The sequence below is a fragment of the Streptomyces sp. NPDC056161 genome, assembly GCF_042268025.1.
Lineage (GTDB): Bacteria > Actinomycetota > Actinomycetes > Streptomycetales > Streptomycetaceae > Streptomyces.
On the sequence record NZ_JBHJUV010000031.1, the window covers coordinates 25140 to 43054 of the forward strand.

General features: G+C 72.5%; 17 protein-coding genes. 6 read left to right on the forward strand and 11 right to left on the reverse strand.

Annotation, left to right across the window (positions count from 1 at the left end):
* Window positions 1-240: 240 nt before the first annotated feature.
* The 5 genes from ACFC09_RS26650 to ACFC09_RS26670 form a co-directional block, all read right to left on the reverse strand.
* Window positions 241-2490, reverse strand: a complete 2250-nt coding sequence (locus ACFC09_RS26650; RefSeq protein ID WP_376532789.1) for a putative bifunctional diguanylate cyclase/phosphodiesterase — start codon at window positions 2488-2490, stop codon at window positions 241-243.
* A gap of 260 nt (window positions 2491-2750) precedes the next feature.
* On the reverse strand, window positions 2751-4943 hold the full coding sequence (gene ligA / locus ACFC09_RS26655; protein WP_376532791.1) for an NAD-dependent DNA ligase LigA: 2193 nt from the start codon (window positions 4941-4943) through the stop codon (window positions 2751-2753).
* A gap of 15 nt (window positions 4944-4958) precedes the next feature.
* Window positions 4959-5966: a methionine synthase gene (locus ACFC09_RS26660; protein ID WP_376532793.1), complete on the reverse strand. Its 1008-nt coding sequence runs from the start codon at window positions 5964-5966 to the stop codon at window positions 4959-4961.
* Between the two features lie 152 nt (window positions 5967-6118).
* Window positions 6119-6808, reverse strand: coding sequence for an SDR family oxidoreductase (locus ACFC09_RS26665; RefSeq protein ID WP_376532795.1), 690 nt, complete (start codon window positions 6806-6808; stop codon window positions 6119-6121).
* A 27-nt stretch (window positions 6809-6835) separates the two neighbouring features.
* Entirely contained in the window at window positions 6836-7375 is a 540-nt protein-coding gene (locus tag ACFC09_RS26670; protein WP_376532797.1) for a TIGR00730 family Rossman fold protein, read from the reverse strand.
* 51 nt (window positions 7376-7426) lie between these two features.
* On the opposite strand from ACFC09_RS26670, the gene ACFC09_RS26675 reads away from it, so the two are divergent.
* Both ACFC09_RS26675 and ACFC09_RS26680 read left to right on the forward strand, forming a co-directional pair.
* Window positions 7427-7765, forward strand: a complete 339-nt coding sequence (locus tag ACFC09_RS26675; protein WP_376532799.1) for a DUF427 domain-containing protein — start codon at window positions 7427-7429, stop codon at window positions 7763-7765.
* Window positions 7766-7818: 53 nt separating this feature from the next.
* Entirely contained in the window at window positions 7819-8595 is a 777-nt protein-coding gene (locus ACFC09_RS26680) for an alpha/beta fold hydrolase (RefSeq protein WP_376532801.1), read from the forward strand.
* 208 nt (window positions 8596-8803) lie between these two features.
* On the opposite strand, the gene mnmA is transcribed toward ACFC09_RS26680, so the two are convergent.
* Window positions 8804-9934, reverse strand: coding sequence for a tRNA 2-thiouridine(34) synthase MnmA (gene mnmA, locus ACFC09_RS26685; protein ID WP_376532803.1), 1131 nt, complete (start codon window positions 9932-9934; stop codon window positions 8804-8806).
* Window positions 9935-9994: 60 nt separating this feature from the next.
* Between mnmA and ACFC09_RS26690 the strand changes: the two genes are divergently transcribed.
* A complete protein-coding gene (locus tag ACFC09_RS26690; RefSeq protein ID WP_376532805.1) occupies window positions 9995-10681 on the forward strand; it encodes an N-acetylmuramoyl-L-alanine amidase in 687 nt (228 codons plus the stop codon).
* Between the two features lie 181 nt (window positions 10682-10862).
* The gene (locus ACFC09_RS26695) at window positions 10863-11822 is read left to right on the forward strand and encodes an asparaginase (protein ID WP_376532807.1); all 960 of its coding nucleotides are present in this window, start codon (window positions 10863-10865) and stop codon (window positions 11820-11822) included.
* 296 nt (window positions 11823-12118) lie between these two features.
* Here the strand turns inward: ACFC09_RS26695 and ACFC09_RS26700 are convergent, their stop codons facing one another.
* From ACFC09_RS26700 to ACFC09_RS26710, 3 genes are all read right to left on the reverse strand, one after another.
* The gene (locus tag ACFC09_RS26700; protein ID WP_376532809.1) at window positions 12119-13282 is read right to left on the reverse strand and encodes a cysteine desulfurase family protein; all 1164 of its coding nucleotides are present in this window, start codon (window positions 13280-13282) and stop codon (window positions 12119-12121) included.
* A 114-nt stretch (window positions 13283-13396) separates the two neighbouring features.
* Window positions 13397-13663: a DUF4190 domain-containing protein gene (locus tag ACFC09_RS26705; protein WP_376532811.1), complete on the reverse strand. Its 267-nt coding sequence runs from the start codon at window positions 13661-13663 to the stop codon at window positions 13397-13399.
* 124 nt (window positions 13664-13787) lie between these two features.
* Window positions 13788-13955, reverse strand: a complete 168-nt coding sequence (locus tag ACFC09_RS26710; protein WP_376532813.1) for a hypothetical protein — start codon at window positions 13953-13955, stop codon at window positions 13788-13790.
* Window positions 13956-14091: 136 nt separating this feature from the next.
* Here ACFC09_RS26710 and ACFC09_RS26715 point away from each other — a divergent pair, with 136 nt between their 5' ends.
* Window positions 14092-14772 (forward strand): TetR family transcriptional regulator, encoded by a 681-nt coding sequence (locus ACFC09_RS26715; protein WP_376532815.1) that lies wholly within the window; start codon window positions 14092-14094, stop codon window positions 14770-14772.
* A gap of 191 nt (window positions 14773-14963) precedes the next feature.
* Here ACFC09_RS26715 and ACFC09_RS26720 read toward each other — a convergent pair whose 3' ends face one another.
* On the reverse strand, window positions 14964-15827 hold the full coding sequence (locus ACFC09_RS26720; RefSeq protein WP_376532817.1) for a thioesterase family protein: 864 nt from the start codon (window positions 15825-15827) through the stop codon (window positions 14964-14966).
* 238 nt (window positions 15828-16065) lie between these two features.
* Here ACFC09_RS26720 and ACFC09_RS26725 point away from each other — a divergent pair, with 238 nt between their 5' ends.
* Window positions 16066-17295: an alpha/beta hydrolase gene (locus ACFC09_RS26725; RefSeq protein WP_376532819.1), complete on the forward strand. Its 1230-nt coding sequence runs from the start codon at window positions 16066-16068 to the stop codon at window positions 17293-17295.
* Here the strand turns inward: ACFC09_RS26725 and ACFC09_RS26730 are convergent.
* Window positions 17204-17860, reverse strand: a complete 657-nt coding sequence (locus tag ACFC09_RS26730) for a trimeric intracellular cation channel family protein (protein ID WP_376532821.1) — start codon at window positions 17858-17860, stop codon at window positions 17204-17206. The genes ACFC09_RS26725 and ACFC09_RS26730 overlap by 92 nt on opposite strands.
* Between the last annotated feature and the right edge of the window lie 55 nt (window positions 17861-17915).

Below are 17915 nucleotides of genomic sequence, written 5' to 3' on the forward strand. Positions count from 1 at the left end.
GACCAGCCACGACGCCGCCGCGGACGACCGACGACACACCTCGGCCCGGTCCGCCGCCGCGGAGCGGGCCGGCCGAATCCCGCAGTGGACGTCCGACACTGCGGTCGACACTGCGGCCGACACCTGCGGCCGACACCTGCAAGAGGCGCGAGGGAACCGCGCGACCAGTCACCACACCGCCACGGGTGCTCGGCCCACCCGGTGGAGCGCCTCGTCGGCCCGGTCGGTGGAGCGCCTCGCTCAGTCGTCGGCCGCTGCCGCCGGCAGCGCGGCCCGCGGCCGCTGCCATCCCCGTGAGCCGCGCGCCAGCAGCCAGGCCGTGGTCTCGTCGGGCGGCATCGCCGCGGCGACCAGCCATCCCTGCACCGCGTCGCAGCCGAGATCCCGCAGCCGCTCCCAGGTCTCGTCGTCCTCCACGCCCTCGGCGACCACCAGCAGGCCCAGCGAGTGCGCCAGGTCGACGGTGCAGCGCACGATCTCCGCGTCCTCGGTGTCGACGGCCAGCCGTGCCACGAAGGACCGGTCGATCTTCAGCTCGCTGACGGGCAGCCGGCGCAGATGCACCAGAGAGGAGTACCCGGTGCCGAAGTCGTCCAGGGACATCTTCACGCCGTGCCCGGTCAGCCCGGCCAGCGTGTCCGCGGCGCGCTGCGGGTCCTCCAGCAGGACGTGCTCGGTGATCTCCAGTTGGAGCGCTCCCGCGGGCACTCCGTGCCGGGCCAGCCGGGCGGCGACCGAGCCGGCGAAGCCGGGCGTGTGGACGTCCCGCGGGGAGACGTTCACGGCCACCGGCACCCGCAGCCCCTGGGCCCGCCACTTGGCGACCTGCCCGAGCGCGGTCTCCAGCACGTACTCCGTCAGCAGGGGCATCAGCCCGGAGGACTCGGCGATCGCTATGAACTCGTCCGGCGGTACCTTCCCGCGTTCCGGGTGCACCCAGCGCACCAGCGCCTCCAGACCGGCGACCTGCCCGTCGAAGCGGACCTTGGGCTGGTAGTGCAGCTGGACCTCGTGCGCGTCCAGGGCCCGGCGCAGATCGCCGAGCAGCCCGAGCCGGTCCGGGGTGTTGGAGTCCCGCTTGGACTCGTAGACCTCGACGCCGGTGCGGTCCCGCTTCGCCTGGTACATCGCCACGTCGGCGCGGCGCAGCAGACCCTCGGCGTCCAGCGCGTGGTCCGGGAAGACGGCGACGCCCGCGCTGGCCTCCAGGACGAGGGTGAGCCCGTCTAGGTCGAGCGGCGAACTCAGCGCGGTGACGAGGTTGCGGGCGACCCGGGTCGCGGACGTCGTGGAGTCGGCGACCGGCAGCAGGACGGCGAACTCGTCGCCGCCGAGGCGTGCGGCCTCCGCGCCGCGCGGCAGCGCGAGGCGCAGCCGTTCGGCTATCTGGAGCAGCAGTCGGTCCCCGGCGAGGTGCCCGAGGGTGTCGTTCACCGACCGGAACCGGTCGAGGTCGATCAGCATGAGGGCGGACCGGGCACCGATGCGTTCGGCGTCGTCGAGGGCCGTCCAGATCCGTTCCAGGAGCCACTGCCGGTTGGGCAGTCCGGTCAGCGGGTCGCGCAGTTGTTCCTCGGCCCGGGCCCGCGCGATCCACAGGGTGGAGTCGAGGGCGATCAGCGGGATGGCGAACAGCGGGAGCAGCACCGGCCGGGCGACCGCCACCACGCAGATCAGCGGAGCGATACCGAGCAGCGCGACCGCGACCAGGCCCTGTCTGACCAGGGCGGTACGGGCGACGGTGGGCAGACCGCCGCCGCGCGGGGCGCTCAGGTACCACAGCAGGACGCGGGTGACGGCCAGGTAGGCCGCCGCGACGAGCACCACCTCGGGGACCGCGGTGACGCTCCAGTGGTCGGGGCTCCACGGGTCCTCGACGGTCGGTACCCGGCCGCAGGAGCCGAGCAGCAGGGCGGCGGCCCCGATGCCGAGGATGTCGACCGAGCCGTGCAGCACACCCTGGCGCCAGCGGTGCCGGCGGGCTATGCCGACCAGGACGACGACGGTGAGGCTGACCATGCCGGCGGGCAGCCAGCCGTAGAGCAGCAGCACGGCGAGGGTGAGGGCGGCGCCGGAGCCGGTGCCGCCCCACCAGCGGGCGCGGCCGAGCATGACGAGGTGGCCGACGATGATGCCGGTGAGCAGCGCCAGTGACCAGCCGACGGTGCCGGACGGGAAGAGGGCGTGGTTGTCGGTGAACGCCCGGTAGAACCCGGCGCCCAGCAGGAACGCGGCCGCCGCGACGACCGCGGCGGGCAGTGCGGGCCAGGCCGGCTGGCGTTCGTGGTCGGAGCCGGCCGGCCCGGGTGCGCCTGGTGCGCCTACGACCAGGGGAACGGCGCCTGCCCGAGGCACCATGTGCGGTGCGGCGGCGCGTGCGACGGCGCCCGCGCGCTCCGCGGCCCGTCCCGGCCACCGGCTCGCCCGCCACGCGACCGCCCTGCGCAGCCACAGCCGCAAGTCCGGGGCGGCGCTCTCGGTCGGTTCCATTCCCGTCCCTCTCACAGCCGGCGGTGCCCACGCCACGCGGCCCGACGCCCGAGATCCGTCGACGGCTCCGCGTTGGAACAACCCGTCCCCGTGCCGTTCGAGGGCACGGGGATGCCCCGACCGCAGCTGGGCACGGCAGGCGCACACCTCAACAGTAGGCCGCAGAAGGCTTTCACGGGCAGCGGTCGTCGACGGTTGCCCGAATGCGCCCCGGCCACCCGTATGCAGCTGATATGCGCCGATCGGGTGGCCTTCAACCGCTACTCCGCGGTCGGAAGGGCGACTTCGGCCGCCGCCTTTGGCCCCTGTTCCAACAGGACAGCGAAGCCGTCCTCGTTCAGGACCGGCACCTTCAGCTGCATGGCCTTGTCGTACTTCGAACCCGGGTTGTCACCCACGACGACGAACGCGGTCTTCTTCGACACCGATCCGGTCACCTTGGCTCCACGGCTCTGCAACGCGTCCTTGGCACCGTCCCGGGTGAAGTTCTCCAGGGTGCCGGTCACGACGACGGTGAGGCCCTCCAGGGGACGCGGGCCCTCCTCCTCGCCCGATGCCTCGTCCTCCAGCGGGACTCCGGCCGCCTTCCACTTGCGGACGATCTCGCGGTGCCAGTCCTCGGTGAACCATTCCTTGACCGCCGCGGCGATGATCGGGCCGACGCCCTCGATGTTCGCCAGTTCCTCCTCGGACGCCTGCTCGATGCGGTCCACGGAGCGGAACGAGCGGGCCAGTGCCTGGGCGGCGACCGGTCCGACGTGCCGGATGGAGAGCCCGTTCAGGAAGCGGGCGAGCGGGCGGGCCTTGGCCGCCTCGATGTTCTCCAGCAGGGCGAGGGTGTTCTTCTTCGGCTCGCCCTTCTGGTTGGCGAAGACCGTGACGACCTTCTCCTGGCCGGTCTTGGGGTCCCGCTTGGGCAGGCCGCTGTCCGGGTCGAGGACGTACGCCGTGATGGGCAACAGCTTGTCCACCGTGAGGTCGAACAGGTCGCCCTCGTCCTTCAGCGGCGGCTCGGCGGGCTCCAGCGGGCGGGTGAGCGCCGCCGCCGCCACTTCTCCGAAGTGCTCGATGTCCAGGCATTCCCGGCCGGCGAGGTAGGAGACGCGCTCCCGCAACTGGGCCGGGCACGCGCGCGCGTTGGGGCAGCGGAGGTCGATGTCGCCCTCCTTCATGGGGCGCAGCGGCGTGCCGCACTCCGGGCACTCGGTGGGCATCACGAACTCCCGCTCGCTGCCGTCGCGCAGGTCGACGACCGGGCCGAGGATCTCCGGGATGACGTCACCGGCCTTGCGGAGCACCACCGTGTCACCGATGAGGACGCCCTTGGCCTTGACCACGTCCTGGTTGTGCAGGGTGGCGAACTCGACCTCGGAGCCCGCGACCTTGACCGGCTCGACCTGGGCGTACGGCGTGACCCGGCCGGTGCGTCCGACGCCCACCTTGATGTCGACGAGTTTGGTGTTGACCTCCTCCGGCGCGTACTTGTACGCGATCGCCCAGCGCGGGGCGCGGGCGGTGGAGCCGAGGCGGCCCTGGAGGCGGATCTCGTCGAGCTTGACGACCACGCCGTCGATCTCGTGCGCCACGGAGTGGCGGTTCTCGCCGAAGTAGGCGATGAACTCCCGCACCCCGTCGAGGTCGTCGACCACCCGGTTGTGCGGGGAGGTGGACAGGCCCCAGCCCCCCAGCAGGTCGTAGGCGTGGGAGAGGCGGTTGAAGCCCGAGTAGCCCTCCAGGGCGCCGATGCCGTGGACGACCATGTGCAGGGGGCGGCTCGCGGTGACGCGCGGGTCCTTCTGGCGCAGTGAACCGGCGGCCGCGTTGCGCGGGTTGGCGAACGGCTTGTCGCCGGCCGCGACCAGGCGCTCGTTGAGCTCCAGGAACTTCTCCATCGGGAAGAAGACCTCGCCGCGGATCTCCACGAGGTCGGGCACCCGCTCGCCGTGCAGCCGGTCGGGGATCTCGGCGATCGTACGGACGTTGGGCGTGATGTCCTCGCCGGTGCGGCCGTCGCCGCGGGTCGCCGCGCGGGTGAGCCGGCCGCGCTCGTAGGTGAGGTTGACCGCGAGTCCGTCGACCTTCAGTTCGCACAGGAAGTGGTAGTCCTGGTCGCCGAGTTCACGGTGGATGCGGTCGGCCCAGGCGGCGAGTTCCTCGTCGTTGAAGGTGTTGTCGAGGGAGAGCATGCGCTCGCGGTGCTCGACCGCGGTGAACTCCGTCTCGTAGGACCCCGAGACCTTCTGGGTCGGCGAGTCGGGTGTGCGCAGTTCCGGATACTTGGCCTCCATCGCCTCAAGGGATCGCAGGAGTCGGTCGAACTCCGCGTCGCTGACGACGGGAGCGTCCTTCACGTAGTACCGGAAGCGGTGCTCCTCGATCTGCTCAGCGAGGCGCGCGTGCTGGGCGCGTGCCTCGGCGGGCACTGTCGTCTCCGCTTGCTTGTCGCCGGCCACCGTGTTGTCCTCCCGTTACTCTGGGTTGTCCGCGAGGGATCTCGCCGCCCGGACGCAGTGGGCGAGCGCCGCGCGGGCGTACGCGGGTGAAGCGCCCGCGAGACCGCACGTCGGCGTGACCGTGACCGCGTCCGCGAGCAGCCCAGGTCGCAGCCCCAGCCTGCGCCACAGCGTCCTGACACCCATGACGCTACCGGCAGGGTCTGACAACGTGCCGTCCGCGGACGGCACGACACCGGCGAACAGCCGCGTGCCGCCCTCCACGGCCTCCCCGATCACCTCGTCGTCACGCTCGGTGAGCAGCGAGAAGTCGAAGGAGACGGCGGCGGCGCCCGCGCGGCGCAGCAGCGCGAAGGGCACGTCCGGCGCGCAGGAGTGGACCACGACGGGCCCGTCGCCGTGCACGGCGACAATGTCCCGCAGGGCGGCCTCCACGATCTGCCGGTCCGCGGCGCGGTGGGTGCGGTAGCCGCTGGCCGTGCGGACCTGTCCGCGCAGTACGGAGGTGAGGGACGGCTCGTCGAGTTGGAGCACGATCCTGGCGCCCGGCACCCGGCGGCGCACCCCGGCGAGATGCAGGCGCAGCCCTTCAGCGAGCGAGGCGGTGAGGTCGCGGCAGGCGCCGGGGTCGGAGAGGGCGGCCTCGCCGTTCCTCAGCTCCAGGGCGGCGGCCAGGGTCCACGGCCCGACCGCCTGCACCTTGAGGTCGCCCTCGTAGCCCTGGGTCAGCTCCTCCAGCGCGTCGAGGTCCTCCCCGAGCCAGGACCGCGCCCGCTTGGTGTCCCGGCCCGGCCGGTCGCCGATCCGCCAGCCGCTGGGCTCCACGCGCGCGTACAGCTCGACGAGCAGGCCCGCGGTCCGCCCGATCATGTCGGCTCCGGGCCCGCGGGCGGGCAGCTCGGGCAGAAACGGGAAGTCCTCGAAGCTGCCGGTGACGGTCTTGGCCGCCTCCCGCGCGTCCGTTCCGGGCATGGACCCGACGCCGGTGGCGCCCGGGAACCTGAACTCGCTGTTCTCACTCACGCCGGAAGCGTATGCGGTACGGGGCCCCAGGGGCTCCGCCCCCTGACCCGGGCCTGCGCGCACCCACCGCCCGACCCCTCGGGGCCCGGCGCCGGCGGCCCCCGGGGACGGGCCGGGCGAGGGCGGGATCCCGCACGTCGGTCACCGCGCCGTCACCGGCCCGGCCGCACCGTCAGATCGTTGACCTCCGCGTCCCGCGGCAGGTCCAGGGCCATCAGGACCGCCGTGGCGACCGACTCGGGGTCGATCCACCGGGCCGGGTCGTACTCCTTGCCCTCCTGCTGGTGCACCTTGGCCTGCATGGGGCTGGTGGTGCGGCCGGGGTAGACGGAGGTGACCCGGACGCCGTTGTCGTGCTCCTCCTCGCGCAGGGCGTCGGCGAGCGCCTTCAGGCCGTGCTTGGAAGCGGCGTACGCGGACCAGCCGGCGTGGGCGCTCAGCCCCGCCCCGGAGTTGACGAACACCACGTGTCCGCGGGCGGCGCGCAGCTGGGGCAGGAAGTGCCGGGTCAGCTCGGCAGGCGCGAGCAGGTTGACGCCGAGCTGGTGCCGCCAGGACTTGGGGGTCAGCTCGTCCACCCGGCCGAGGTCGACCACGCCCGCGACGTGCAGCAGCGTGTCCACCCGGTCCGGGAGCGTCTGGTGCGAGAAGGCCCAGGACAGCCTGTCCGGATCAGCGAGGTCACCGACCAGCGTGCGCGCCCCGGGGAACCGTGCCGCGAGGTCCTTCGCACGGCCCGCGTCGCGCGCGTGCAGGACGAGATCGTCCCCGCGCGCGTGGAGGCGGCGCGCCACGGCCGCGCCGATGCCGGAGCCGGCCCCGGTGATCACATGAGTAGACATGCAGGCCATGGTCGCATCAGCGACGCGTCATGCCGTGCCCCGGCTCTCCTCCAGGTAGGCCAGTGCACCGACCGGCTCCTCGGCGAAGAACACCAGGTCGCTCAGGGGACGGGGCAGGAAGCCCTCGTCCTCCATCCGGCGGAACTGCTCCTTCAGGCCGTCGTAGAAGCCCGCGGTGTTGAGCAGGACGACCGGCTTGTCGGTGTGTCCGTGCTTCTTCAGCTCCAGGATCTCGGTGGCCTCGTCGAGCGTCCCGGTGCCGCCCACCATGATCACCACCGCGTCGGCCTTCTCCAGCAGCAGCCGCTTGCGCTCGCCGAGGTCCTTGGCGATCACCATCTCGTCCGCGCCGGGCCGCGCCTTCGCCGCCAGGAACTCCACGCAGACCCCGAGCAGCCTGCCACCGGCCTCCTGCACGCCGTCCGCGACCACCTTCATCAGACCGACGTCGGAGCCGCCCCACACCAGCGTGTGGCCGCCCTTGCCGAGCAGCCTCGCGAAGTCGCGCGCGGGGCGCGTGTAGCGGTCGTCGAGGTCGGCGGCGGAAAGGAAGACGCAAATGTTCATGGGCTCCACCGTACGCGGGAAGAACCCGGCGCCCGCGGGTGCTGTTCGGATATGGCCGAAGGACACACCATCACCATCGAACAGGGCGAGCAGCACGTGCGCGTGGTGCACGGGAACCAGGTGCTCGCCGAGACCGACCACCCCTTGGTGCTGCGCGAGACCGGCAGTCCCGTGCGGTACTACATCCCGGCCGAGGACGTGCGCCTCGACCTCCTCACCCCCTCCGACACCCAGACCTACTGCCCCTTCAAGGGCACGGCGTCCTACTGGTCGCTGCCGGACGCCCCGGACCTCGTCTGGGGCTATCCGCAGCCCAAGGACGAGGTGGCCCGGATCAAGGACCACCTGTGCTTCTACGAGGCGGAAGTGTCGCCCGCCGAAACGGCGTGACGCCGAAGTGTCGTGACCGATGAGGCGCCCGCCGGGTGGCAGTCTGCACTGGCATGGACAAGCAGATCATTTCGCCTGACGGCACGCCCATCGCGTACCAGCGCTCCGGAAGGGGTCCTGCGGTCGTCCTCGTGAGCGGCGCGATGTCGACGGGTGCGACGGTGGCGCCGCTGGCCACCCGGCTGGCGGACCGCTTCACCGTCGTCCCGTACGACCGCCGGGGCCGCGGCGCGAGCGGCGACACGGCGCCGTACGCCGTCGCCCGCGAGGTCGAGGACCTGGCGGCCCTGATCGAGGCGGTGGGCGGCGAGGCGGCGCTCTACGGCGTCTCGTCGGGCGGCGCGCTGGCACTTCGGGCCGCGGCGAGTGGGCTGCCGGTCCGTCAGGTGGCCGTGTACGAGCCGCCGTTCGCCGGGCCCGGCGGGGAGAAGGAGCACACCGAGTACACCGAGCGGCTCACCGACGCCCTGGCCGCGGGGCGGCACGGCGACGCGGTCGAGTTGTTCCTGCGGCTGACCGGGCTGGCCGAGCAGATGATCCAGGGCGCCCGGCAGTCCCCGATGTGGGCCGACATGGAGGCCGTCGCGCCGACCCTGGCGTACGACGACGCCGTGATGGGCGGCGGTCTGCTGCCGCGGGAGCGGATCTCGTCGATCGGCGTGCCGGTGCTGGCGGTGGCGGGCGGGGCGAGCCCCGGCTGGCTGCGGACGGCGGCCGCGGAGGTCGCGGACACGGCGCCCAAGGGGACCTTCCTCACCCTGGAGGACCAGACGCACCGGGTGGACCCGGACGTGCTGGCGCCGGTACTGGCCGAGTTCTTCGCCCTGTAGCGGGTCGTCCCGTAGCGGGTCGTCCCGTAGCGGGTCGTCCCGTAGCGGGCATCGGCATCATTGGGATCATTCTGGCCATTCGCCCCGGAGTGAGTTCTTCGCCGCGCGGCGTGCGTGCCGTGCGGCGGGCGATCCGTGGGGCGTGTGTGCCGTGCGGCGCGCGATCCGTGATCCGTGCGATCCGTGGGGCCTGCGATCCGTGATCCGGCTACACCGTCGCCGGCCTCGCGCGCGTGGTCGACGCGATCGTCGCCGAACCCACTACGCGCGTGCCGTCGTACAGGACCACGGCCTGGCCGGGGGCGACGCCGCGGACCGGGGCCGCGAACGACACCTGAAGGGCGCCGTCCACCAGTTCCGCGGTCACCTCGGTCTCGTCCCCGTGCGCGCGCAGTTGGGCCGAGTAGGTGCCGGGGCCGGCCGGGGCGGTGCCGCACCAGCGGGGCTTGATCGCGGTCAGCGCGGTCACGTCCAGGGCGGCGGCCGGGCCGACCGTCACGGTGTTGGTCACCGGGGAGATGTCGAGGACGTAGCGGGGCTTGCCGTCCTGCGCCGGGGTGCCGATGCGCAGCCCCTTGCGCTGGCCGATGGTGAAGCCGTACGCGCCCTCGTGCGTGCCCACCTTGGTGCCGGACTCGTCGACGATGTCGCCCTCGGCCCGGCCGAGGCGGGTGGCGAGGAAGCCCTGGGTGTCGCCGTCGGCGATGAAGCAGATGTCGTGCGAGTCGGGCTTCCGGGCGACGGCCAGGCCGCGTCGCTCGGCCTCGGCGCGGATCTCGTCCTTGGTGGTCACCGTGTCCCCCAGCGGGAACATCGCGTGCGCCAGCTGCCGGTCGTCCAGCACGCCGAGCACGTACGACTGGTCCTTGGCGAGGTCGGAGGCGCGGTGCAGCTCCCGGCCGCCGTCGGCGTGCGTCACCACCTTCGCGTAGTGGCCGGTGCACACCGCGTCGAAGCCCAGCGCCAGTGCCTTGTCCAGCAGCGCGGCGAACTTGATCTTCTCGTTGCAGCGCAGGCACGGGTTGGGGGTGCGGCCGGCCTCGTACTCGGCGACGAAGTCCTCGACCACGTCCTCCCGGAAGCGGTCGGCGAGGTCCCAGACGTAGAACGGGATGCCGATGACGTCGGCGGCGCGGCGGGCGTCACGGGAGTCCTCGATGGTGCAGCAGCCGCGCGCGCCGGTGCGGAACGACTGCGGGTTCGCGGAGAGCGCGAGGTGGACGCCGGTCACGTCGTGGCCCGCCTCGGCCGCGCGGGCCGCGGCGACGGCGGAATCGACGCCGCCGGACATGGCGGCGAGGACGCGGAGGGGGCGGGAGCGCTGCGGGGTGTCAGTCATAGCCCCTCCAGAGTACGGGGATGCGGGAACCGGGGCCCGCGGGTATCCGTTGACGATCACATGGGGGCAGGAAAGAACGACATCGACCGTCGCCTCGGCAGGCGTGCCCTGCTGATCGGCGGCGCAGCGGCGGCGGTGGGCACGGCGGCGCTGGCCCGCGACGAGTTGTCCCGACTGTGGTGGCGGCTACCAGGGGTGGACCGGCCGCGGGCTGCGGGCGTGGTGGACTTCCGGGGCGCGCAGTGGGTGGCCGCGTCCACGGCGAACTACCGGAAGGCGGACCGGCCGGCCGACTACCGGATAGACCGGGTGGTGATCCATGTCACGCAGGGCGGCTACCGCGGCGCGGTCCAGGTCTTCCAGGACCCGGGCCACGGAGCCGCGTCGCACTACATCGTGCGCCAGGACGGTCAGGTGACGCAGTTGGTGCGCGAGCAGGACGTGGCGTTCCATGCGGGCAACCGGCAGTACAACGAACGCAGCGTCGGCATCGAGCACGAGGGGTTCGTGGAGGACCCCTCCTCCCTCACGGACGAGATGTACGCGGCTTCCGCGCGGCTGACGGCGGCGATATGCGGGCGGTACGGGATACCGGTCGACCGGACGCATGTGATCGGGCACTCGCAGGTGCCCGGTACGGACCACACGGATCCGGGCCGGTACTGGGACTGGGACCGGTACATGAAGCTGGTGCGCGAGGCGTCGGCCGTCCTGAAAAAGACGCCTTCGCCGACCCCGACCGCATGAGAGCGGCGCCGAACCCGACCGCGCGGGACCGGCCTCGAGGGCGCTCGGCGGTGCGGCGGGAGACGACCGGACAAAGGCACGACCAGACATTGGCACGACCGGACAGAGGCACGACCGGACAGAGGTACAACTCGGCGGACACGACCTGGCGGAGAGACGGCTGGGCAGAAAGGAGCGCGCTGTGCACGAAGTGGTGGCGGAGGTCTGGCGCGGTGACTTCCTGGAGTCGGTGCACCACGGAACGGTCCACGCGGCGGGCCCGCAGGGGCAGACCGTGCTGAGTGTCGGTGAACCCGACCGCCCGATGTTCCCCAGATCGGCCAACAAGCCGCTCCAGGCGCTCGGCATGCTGCGCGCCGGCCTCGACCTGGACGGCGAACTGCTGGCACTGGCCTGCGCCAGCCACTCCGGCGAAGCCTTCCACCTCGACGGCGTACGCAGGATCCTCGCGGGCGTCGGGCTCGACACCGGTGCCCTGCGGTGCACGGCCGGGCTGCCCATCGGGGAAGCCGCGCTGCGCGCCCACCTCGCGGACGGCGGCGAGCCCACCCCGCTGACGATGAACTGCTCCGGCAAACACGCCGCGATGCTCGCCACCTGCGTGGCCAACGGGTGGGACCCGCAGACGTACCTGGATCCGCGCCACCCCCTGCAACGCGCGCTGCACGAGACCGTCGAGGACCTGGCCGGGGAGAAGATCGCCGCGACCGGTGTGGACGGCTGCGGCGCACCGCTGTTCGCCATCGGCTACCAGGGCTTGGCGCGTGCCTTCGCCAGAGTGGCGACGGGTCCGGCCGGTTCCGCGGAGCGGCGGGTCGCCGGGGCGATGCGGGAGCACGCCGCATACGTGGGCGGAACCGGCCGGGACGTGACCCGGCTCCTGCGCGCGCTGCCCGGATCGGTCGCCAAGGACGGCGCGGAGGGGGTCTACGCCCTGGCGCTCCCCGACGGCTCGTCCGTCGCCCTGAAGATCGCCGACGGTTCCCCGCGGGCGCGGCCCGTCGTGATGATCGCCGCACTGCGCCGGCTCGGGGTCGACACGGCCGCCGACGAGACCCTCGCGGAACTGGCGACCGCCCCTGTCCTCGGACACGGCAGACCGGTCGGCGCGGTGCGCCCCGCGCAGATCCTGCACGGGTAGGTCCCGCACGCGCAGATCCCGCACGCGCAGGTCCCGCACGGGTAGGCCCCGCACGCGCAGGTCCGAGGGGAGATGGTCCGAGCCACCGGGCTCGGGGCCACCGGGCTCGGAGCCACCGGACCCGTCGCCTCGGTCCGCGAGCAGCGACGACCAGTCGTTCCTCGGCCGCCCGGCCGCCCCGGACCATCCCCGCGGCACAGGTGGAAGGGGTGGCCGGCGGGGTCGGACGGCGGCGCGACGGTGCCCGTGCCGCCGCTGTCGCCCGTGCCGCGGGTCTGTCAGCGGGGCGAAGGGCCCTAGACCAGGCCGGCGGCGCGGGCGCGCTCGACCGCCGGGCCGATGGCCTTGGCGACCGCGTCCACGTCGGCCTGGGTCGAGGTGTGGCCCAGGGAGAAGCGCAGGGTGCCGCGGGCCAGGTCCGGGTCGGTGCCGGTGGCGAGCAGCACGTGGCTGGGCTGGGCGACGCCCGCGGTGCAGGCGGAGCCGGTGGAGCACTCGATGCCCTGGGCGTCCAGCAGGAGCAGCAGGGAGTCGCCCTCGCAGCCGGGGAAGGTGAAGTGGGCGTTGGCCGGCAGCCGGTCCACGGGGTCGCCGCCGAGGATCGCGTCCGGCACCGCCGAGCGGACGGCCGCGACGAGTTCGTCGCGCAGGGCGCCGATCTCACGGGCGAACCACTCGCGCTGACCGGCCGCCAGCCGCCCGGCGACCGCGAAGGAGGCGATGGCCGGGACGTCCAGGGTGCCGGACCGGACGTGCCGTTCCTGGCCGCCGCCGTGCAGGACGGGTACGGGGGTGTGTTCGCGGCCGAGGAGCAGCGCTCCGACGCCGTACGGGCCGCCGATCTTGTGGCCGGACACGGTCATCGCGGCGAGCCCGGAGGCGGCGAAGTCGACCGGGACCTGCCCGAACGCCTGCACCGCGTCGGCATGCAGCGGGACACCGAACTCCCCGGCCACTTCGGCCAGTTCACGGACCGGCAGGACGGTGCCGATCTCGTTGTTGGCCCACATGACCGTGGCCAGGGCGACATCGTCGGGGTTGCGGGCGATGGCCTCGCGCAGGGCCTGCGGATGGACCCGGCCGTACCGGTCGACGGGGAGGTATTCGACGGTGGCGCCCTCGTGTTCGCCGAGCCAGTGGACGGCGTCGAGGACCGCGTGGTGCTCGACGGGGCTGGACAGCACGCGGGTGCGACGCGGGTCGGTGGCGTTGCGCGCCCAGTACAGGCCCTTGACGGCGAGGTTGTCGGCCTCGGTGCCGCCGGCGGTGAAGACGACCTCGCTCGGACGGGCGCCCAGCGCGTCCGCGAGGGACTCGCGGGACTCCTCGACCGTACGGCGGGCCTTTCGGCCGGAGGCGTGCAGCGAGGAGGCGTTGCCGGTGACGCTCAGGTGGGCGGTGAGTGCCTCCGCCGCCTGCGGCAGCATCGGAGTGGTCGCGGCGTGGTCGAGGTAAGCCATGGTGAGGCCGATTCTACGGGGCCCTTCCGGGCGGACTCAGGGGGTGCTGGCATCGACCGGCCGGCGATTTAAGGACCGCGGAGACCCGAGGCAGGGCCGCCGAAGCCGCGGGGCTCAGAAGCTCCAGGACACCGTGCTGTCCGCTTGTACGAACGCGAGCAGGACCAGCAGGTCGGCGATGCCCAGCGTGAGGCCGAGCACGGCGCGGCCCCGGCGGGCGGTGCCGCGCCACAGGGCGACACCGGCCAGCACGACGGCCATGGGGCCGAGCACGAGGTTGAGGACGAGAAGGCCGAGCAGGCCGAGGATGAAGGACGCGACGGCCATGCCGTCGGCGTCGCGCGTGCCGGGGCGGCGGATGGCCGGTGCGGTGAGGTGCATGGGTGGTCAGCTCCCGGGGGTCGGGGTCGGCGGCGCGCCGCGGGCGACGGGCGACGGGCAGGGACGGCGGGCAGGAACGATGGTGTCGGTCGGGGAGCGTGGCGCCGTGCGCCGGGCGCCGGGGTCAGTCGGCCGAGGGCGCGTGGCGGCGGGCGTGGCGCTCGCGGAGCGCGAAGACTCCGAGCCAGACGGCGACGACGACGGCCGCGGCGGCGGTGAGGTGCAGCGGCGCGTGGGCGACGGTGCCCATCACGACGCCCAGCAGCAGGAGTGCGGCGACGATGAACAGCATGGGATGCGTTCCCCTCCGGAAGAACTCGCGTGCGACAACATCGGTGAACGAATGTAGTAACACTTGTTCACTGACTATGGAGTCTAGGGCCAGTACCCGCTTCCCAATTCCGGAGAACATCTGTTAACTGGATGACATGAGTCACACCGTCGGCGTCCGCCAGGCCCAGAAGCAGAAGACCCGGCAGGCGTTCCTGGACGCGGCGCTGGAACTGCTGGAGGAACAGAGCCTGAGCAGCCTGGGCCTGCGGGAGGTCGCCCGGGTCGTCGGAGTCGCCCCGACCGCCTTCTACCGGCACTTCCACTCGACCGCGGACCTCGGGGTGGCGCTGGTCGACGAGGCCCTCGGCAGCCTGCACCCGATGGTGGGCCCGACGGTGTCCGCGGCCGGAGGCAGCGACGAACGCATCGCGCGCGCCGTGCAGTTGATCGAACACCACGTGCGGGCACACCCCGCACACATCCGCTTCATCGCCCGCGAGCGGCACGGCGGGGTGCAGTCGGTGCGCACGGCGATCCGGGACCAGTTGGCGCTGTTCGCCGCGGAGGTGCGGACCGAACTGGCCAAGGACCCGGAGACAGCGGACTGGGACGACGACGACCTGCTGATGCTGGCCCATCTCTACGTCGACCAGATGATCGCCACCGCCTCGCTGTTCCTGGAGGGCCTGGAAGCCCAGGAAGCCCAGGAAGCCCAGGAGGCCCAGGAGGCCCAGGAGGAGCCGGACGCGTCGGAGGCGGAGCGCGAACGCGTCACACAGGTCGCGGTCCGCCGACTCCGGCTGATCAGCCTGGGCTGCCGGCACTGGCGGGACTGAGCCGGACCCCGGCCCGGCCAGGACACACCCCAGCCGAGCCCCGGCCCGGCCGGGACACACCCCAGCCGAGCCCCGGCCCGGCCCCGGCCGGGCTCAACCGTGCCCCGATCAACCGGAACACAGGCTCAGGCCAACCCGGATCGGCCTCGATCGGGCCCGATCCATCCGGGTCGGACCCGATCGGGCCCGGATCAGCCGAGCCTGACCCGGGCCAACTGCCGGGACTGGGCCACCAGCCGGTCCGCGCCGTCCCAGACCTCGGCGTCCTCCTCCAGGAAGCCGCCCGCCAGATTGCGTGTGGTGATCGACACCCGCAGCGGGCCCGGCGCCGGACGGTGGCGCACATGCACGGTCAGCTCGACCGTGGGGACCCAGCCCGAGAGGCCGAGTTCGAAGGCGGTGGGCGGCAGGGCGTCCACCGCGAGCAGCAGCGAGAGCGGGTCGGCGTCCCTGCCGTCCGCGAGGGCGAACCAGGAGCGCATCTCCCCCTTTCCAGAGGGCGCGCCCACCGCCCAGCCGACCGTGGCCGGGTCGAGCCTCAGCATGAGCCGGTCGGTGATGGCCGGCCCCGCGCTCCCGCCGGCGGCCGGGCCGTCCTCGGGGCCGAGGCACTGGTCCATGGGCGGCATCGGAGGCGGCGTCGCGGCGGTACGGACGTCGTCCGGGAGCGCGTCGAGATCGCCGTAGGAGGCGAGGACGCGGATGCGTTCGACCTCGTCGCCGCGGTCGTCGCATTGGAAGAGGGATGCCTGGCCGGTGGAGAGGGTACGGCCGGTGCGCACGGTCTCGGTGCGGACGACGGCCGGACCGGGCCGGGACGCGGTCAGGTAGTGCGCGGAGATCGTGAAGGGGTCCGGATGCGGAAGGGTGTCCGCGAGGGCACGGCCGAGGACGGCCAGCAGATAGCCGCCGTTGACCGCGCCGGCGATCGTCCAGCCCGCCGAGAGGCCGATGTCGTAGACGCCGGGCGTGCGCCGAGTGACGGCCGTGTCACGGTCGAACTCACTGCCGTCGGACACGGCCCGGCGGTCGGAAGGGGTGGTCACGTCTCGCATACCCGAACCTTAGAACATAAAACTACTAAGCGGTAGCTTTTGAAGGAGCACCTAGCCGCAGATCCGATCCGGAGCGACTCGAACAGGGTGATCCGATCGAGGAAATCCATCCGGGGTGATCCGATCGAGGAAATCCGATCAACCGACGATCGGCTCGCTGAGTGAGGTTCCGGCAATATCTCGGTAAGTGTCCGGACACGCCCGAAACCCGCGGGCCCGCTCCCCCCTCTATCGGGACATGAGCCTCACCGGGACTGCGTTCCTCTACACGACCCTCGTGCTGAGTGTCGTCGCCCTCATCCTGCCGCTCGCCCTGTGGTCGCGGATGCGGGGGCCCAAGGCCCTGCGCGTCGCCGCCCGGGTGCTGATGCTGCTGTTCGCCCAGGGCACCGCCGTGACCCTGGTCTTCGTCCTGGTCAACAACTCCAACAACCTGTACGACAACTGGGCCGACCTGTTCGGCACCGGCAACCACGTGCAGCAGGCCGCGGACCTCGGCCGGGACGGCACCGGTGGAATAGCGCTGGCGCGGCTGCCCCGGGTGAAGCAGACGTTCCAGGCGGCCGACGGACCCGGCATGCACGCGGCCGGCGGGGTGCGGGTCACCCAGCTCAGGGGCCGGGTGTCCGGAGTGAACGCCGAGGTCTACGTCTGGCTGCCGCCCCAGTACGGCCAACCCGCCTACCGGAACCGGAAGTTCCCCGTGGTGGAGCTGCTGCCGGGCTACCCCGGCTCGGCGAAGGCGTGGTTCGGCTCGATGAAGGCGCACGAGCAGTTGCTGCCGCTGATGGAGAGCGGCCAGGTCGCGCCGTTCATCCTGGTGGCGCCGCGCACCAACCTGCTGGCCGGGGTGGACACGGGCTGCGCGAACATCCCGGGCACGGTGAACGCCGACAGTTGGCTGAGCCTCGACGTGCCCAGGATGGTCATGGACAACTTCCGCGCCGAGACCGAGCCGTCGGGCTGGGCGGTCGCCGGGTACTCGGCGGGCGCCCACTGCGCGGTGAAGCTGGCCGTGGCCCACCCCGACCGCTACCGGGCCGCGGTGAGTCTCTCCGGCTACAACGACCCGATCGGTGAACGGAATTCGCTGGCCTCCCAGAACCCGACCGTACGCGCCGAGAACAACCCCTACCTGCTGCTGAAGCAGGCCCCGGTGCCGCCGCGGATCGCGCTCTACCTCTCCGGCGAGTCCGGCGACGGCTACCAGGCGGGCGTGGCCCTCGAAGCGGTGGCCAAGGCTCCGACGACCGTGCACGTGGTGTATCTGCCGCGCAGTGCGGGCGGCCACACCATGGCGCTGTGGCGGCCCCAGGTGCCGGAGGCGTTCCGCTGGCTGACGGTGCAGATGGGCCGGCACCGCGTCGGCGGCGGCACTACTCCTCCGCCACCGTCGACCGCCGGTTCCACGCACGCGGCGCTCGCCAGTGAAAACGCATCGCGAGCAGGCGTAGGACGAAGGCGGTGACGGCCGCGAGGCCACTGGTGAGCGGCGTCAGGGCGGCGTAGTGCAGACACAGCGCCACCAGGGCGGCACCGACGATCGCCGGGACCGCGTACAGATCGCGGTCCCAGCGCAGCAGGGAGGGGACCTCGTTGGCGAGTACGTCGCGCAGCACGCCGCCGCCGACCGCGGTGGCGACGCCCAGGGCCGCGGACGCGGTCAGGCCGAGCCCGTAGGCGTACGCCTTCGTCGTCCCGGCCACGCAGAACAGGCCGAGGCCCGCCGCGTCGAAGACGTTGACCGCGACCTGGATGCGTTCCACCTGGGGGTGCAGGAAGACGACCAGCAGGGCGGCGAGCAGCGGGGTGGTGAAGTAGCCCAGGTCGGTGAAGGCGGCCGGCGGCACCGCTCCGATGACCACGTCACGGAACAGTCCGCCGCCCAGCGCGGTGACCTCGGCGAGCACGGCGATGCCGAAGACGTCGAAGTTCTTGCGGACGGCCAGCAGCGCACCGGAGATCGCGAAGACGAAGATGCCGGCGACATCGATGGCGTGCTGGACGGAAGGGGTGAAGAATTGCTGGAACACCCTGTCATTCTCACCTAGAGGACGGCATGTGCCTTGCAAAGCAAGGCGATCGGCC

Excerpts from the sequence above, each read along its gene's own strand:
- ACFC09_RS26710 (WP_376532813.1), bottom strand. The coding sequence starts at position 13,955 with ATGCTGTTCATCGTCGCCGCACTCCTGCTGCTGGGCGTCGTGATGGGC.
- ACFC09_RS26680 (WP_376532801.1), top strand. The coding sequence starts at position 7,819 with ATGGACAAGCAGATCATTTCGCCTGACGGCACGCCCATCGCGTACCAG.
- ACFC09_RS26725 (WP_376532819.1), top strand. The coding sequence starts at position 16,066 with ATGAGCCTCACCGGGACTGCGTTCCTCTACACGACCCTCGTGCTGAGT.
- ACFC09_RS26720 (WP_376532817.1), bottom strand. The coding sequence starts at position 15,827 with ATGCGAGACGTGACCACCCCTTCCGACCGCCGGGCCGTGTCCGACGGC.
- ACFC09_RS26665 (WP_376532795.1), bottom strand. The coding sequence starts at position 6,808 with ATGTCTACTCATGTGATCACCGGGGCCGGCTCCGGCATCGGCGCGGCC.
- ACFC09_RS26690 (WP_376532805.1), top strand. The coding sequence starts at position 9,995 with ATGGGGGCAGGAAAGAACGACATCGACCGTCGCCTCGGCAGGCGTGCC.
- ACFC09_RS26675 (WP_376532799.1), top strand. The coding sequence starts at position 7,427 with ATGGCCGAAGGACACACCATCACCATCGAACAGGGCGAGCAGCACGTG.
- ACFC09_RS26715 (WP_376532815.1), top strand. The coding sequence starts at position 14,092 with ATGAGTCACACCGTCGGCGTCCGCCAGGCCCAGAAGCAGAAGACCCGG.
- ACFC09_RS26700 (WP_376532809.1), bottom strand. The coding sequence starts at position 13,282 with ATGGCTTACCTCGACCACGCCGCGACCACTCCGATGCTGCCGCAGGCG.
- mnmA (WP_376532803.1), bottom strand. The coding sequence starts at position 9,934 with ATGACTGACACCCCGCAGCGCTCCCGCCCCCTCCGCGTCCTCGCCGCC.
- ACFC09_RS26650 (WP_376532789.1), bottom strand. The coding sequence starts at position 2,490 with ATGGAACCGACCGAGAGCGCCGCCCCGGACTTGCGGCTGTGGCTGCGC.
- ACFC09_RS26670 (WP_376532797.1), bottom strand. The coding sequence starts at position 7,375 with ATGAACATTTGCGTCTTCCTTTCCGCCGCCGACCTCGACGACCGCTAC.
- ACFC09_RS26705 (WP_376532811.1), bottom strand. The coding sequence starts at position 13,663 with ATGCACCTCACCGCACCGGCCATCCGCCGCCCCGGCACGCGCGACGCC.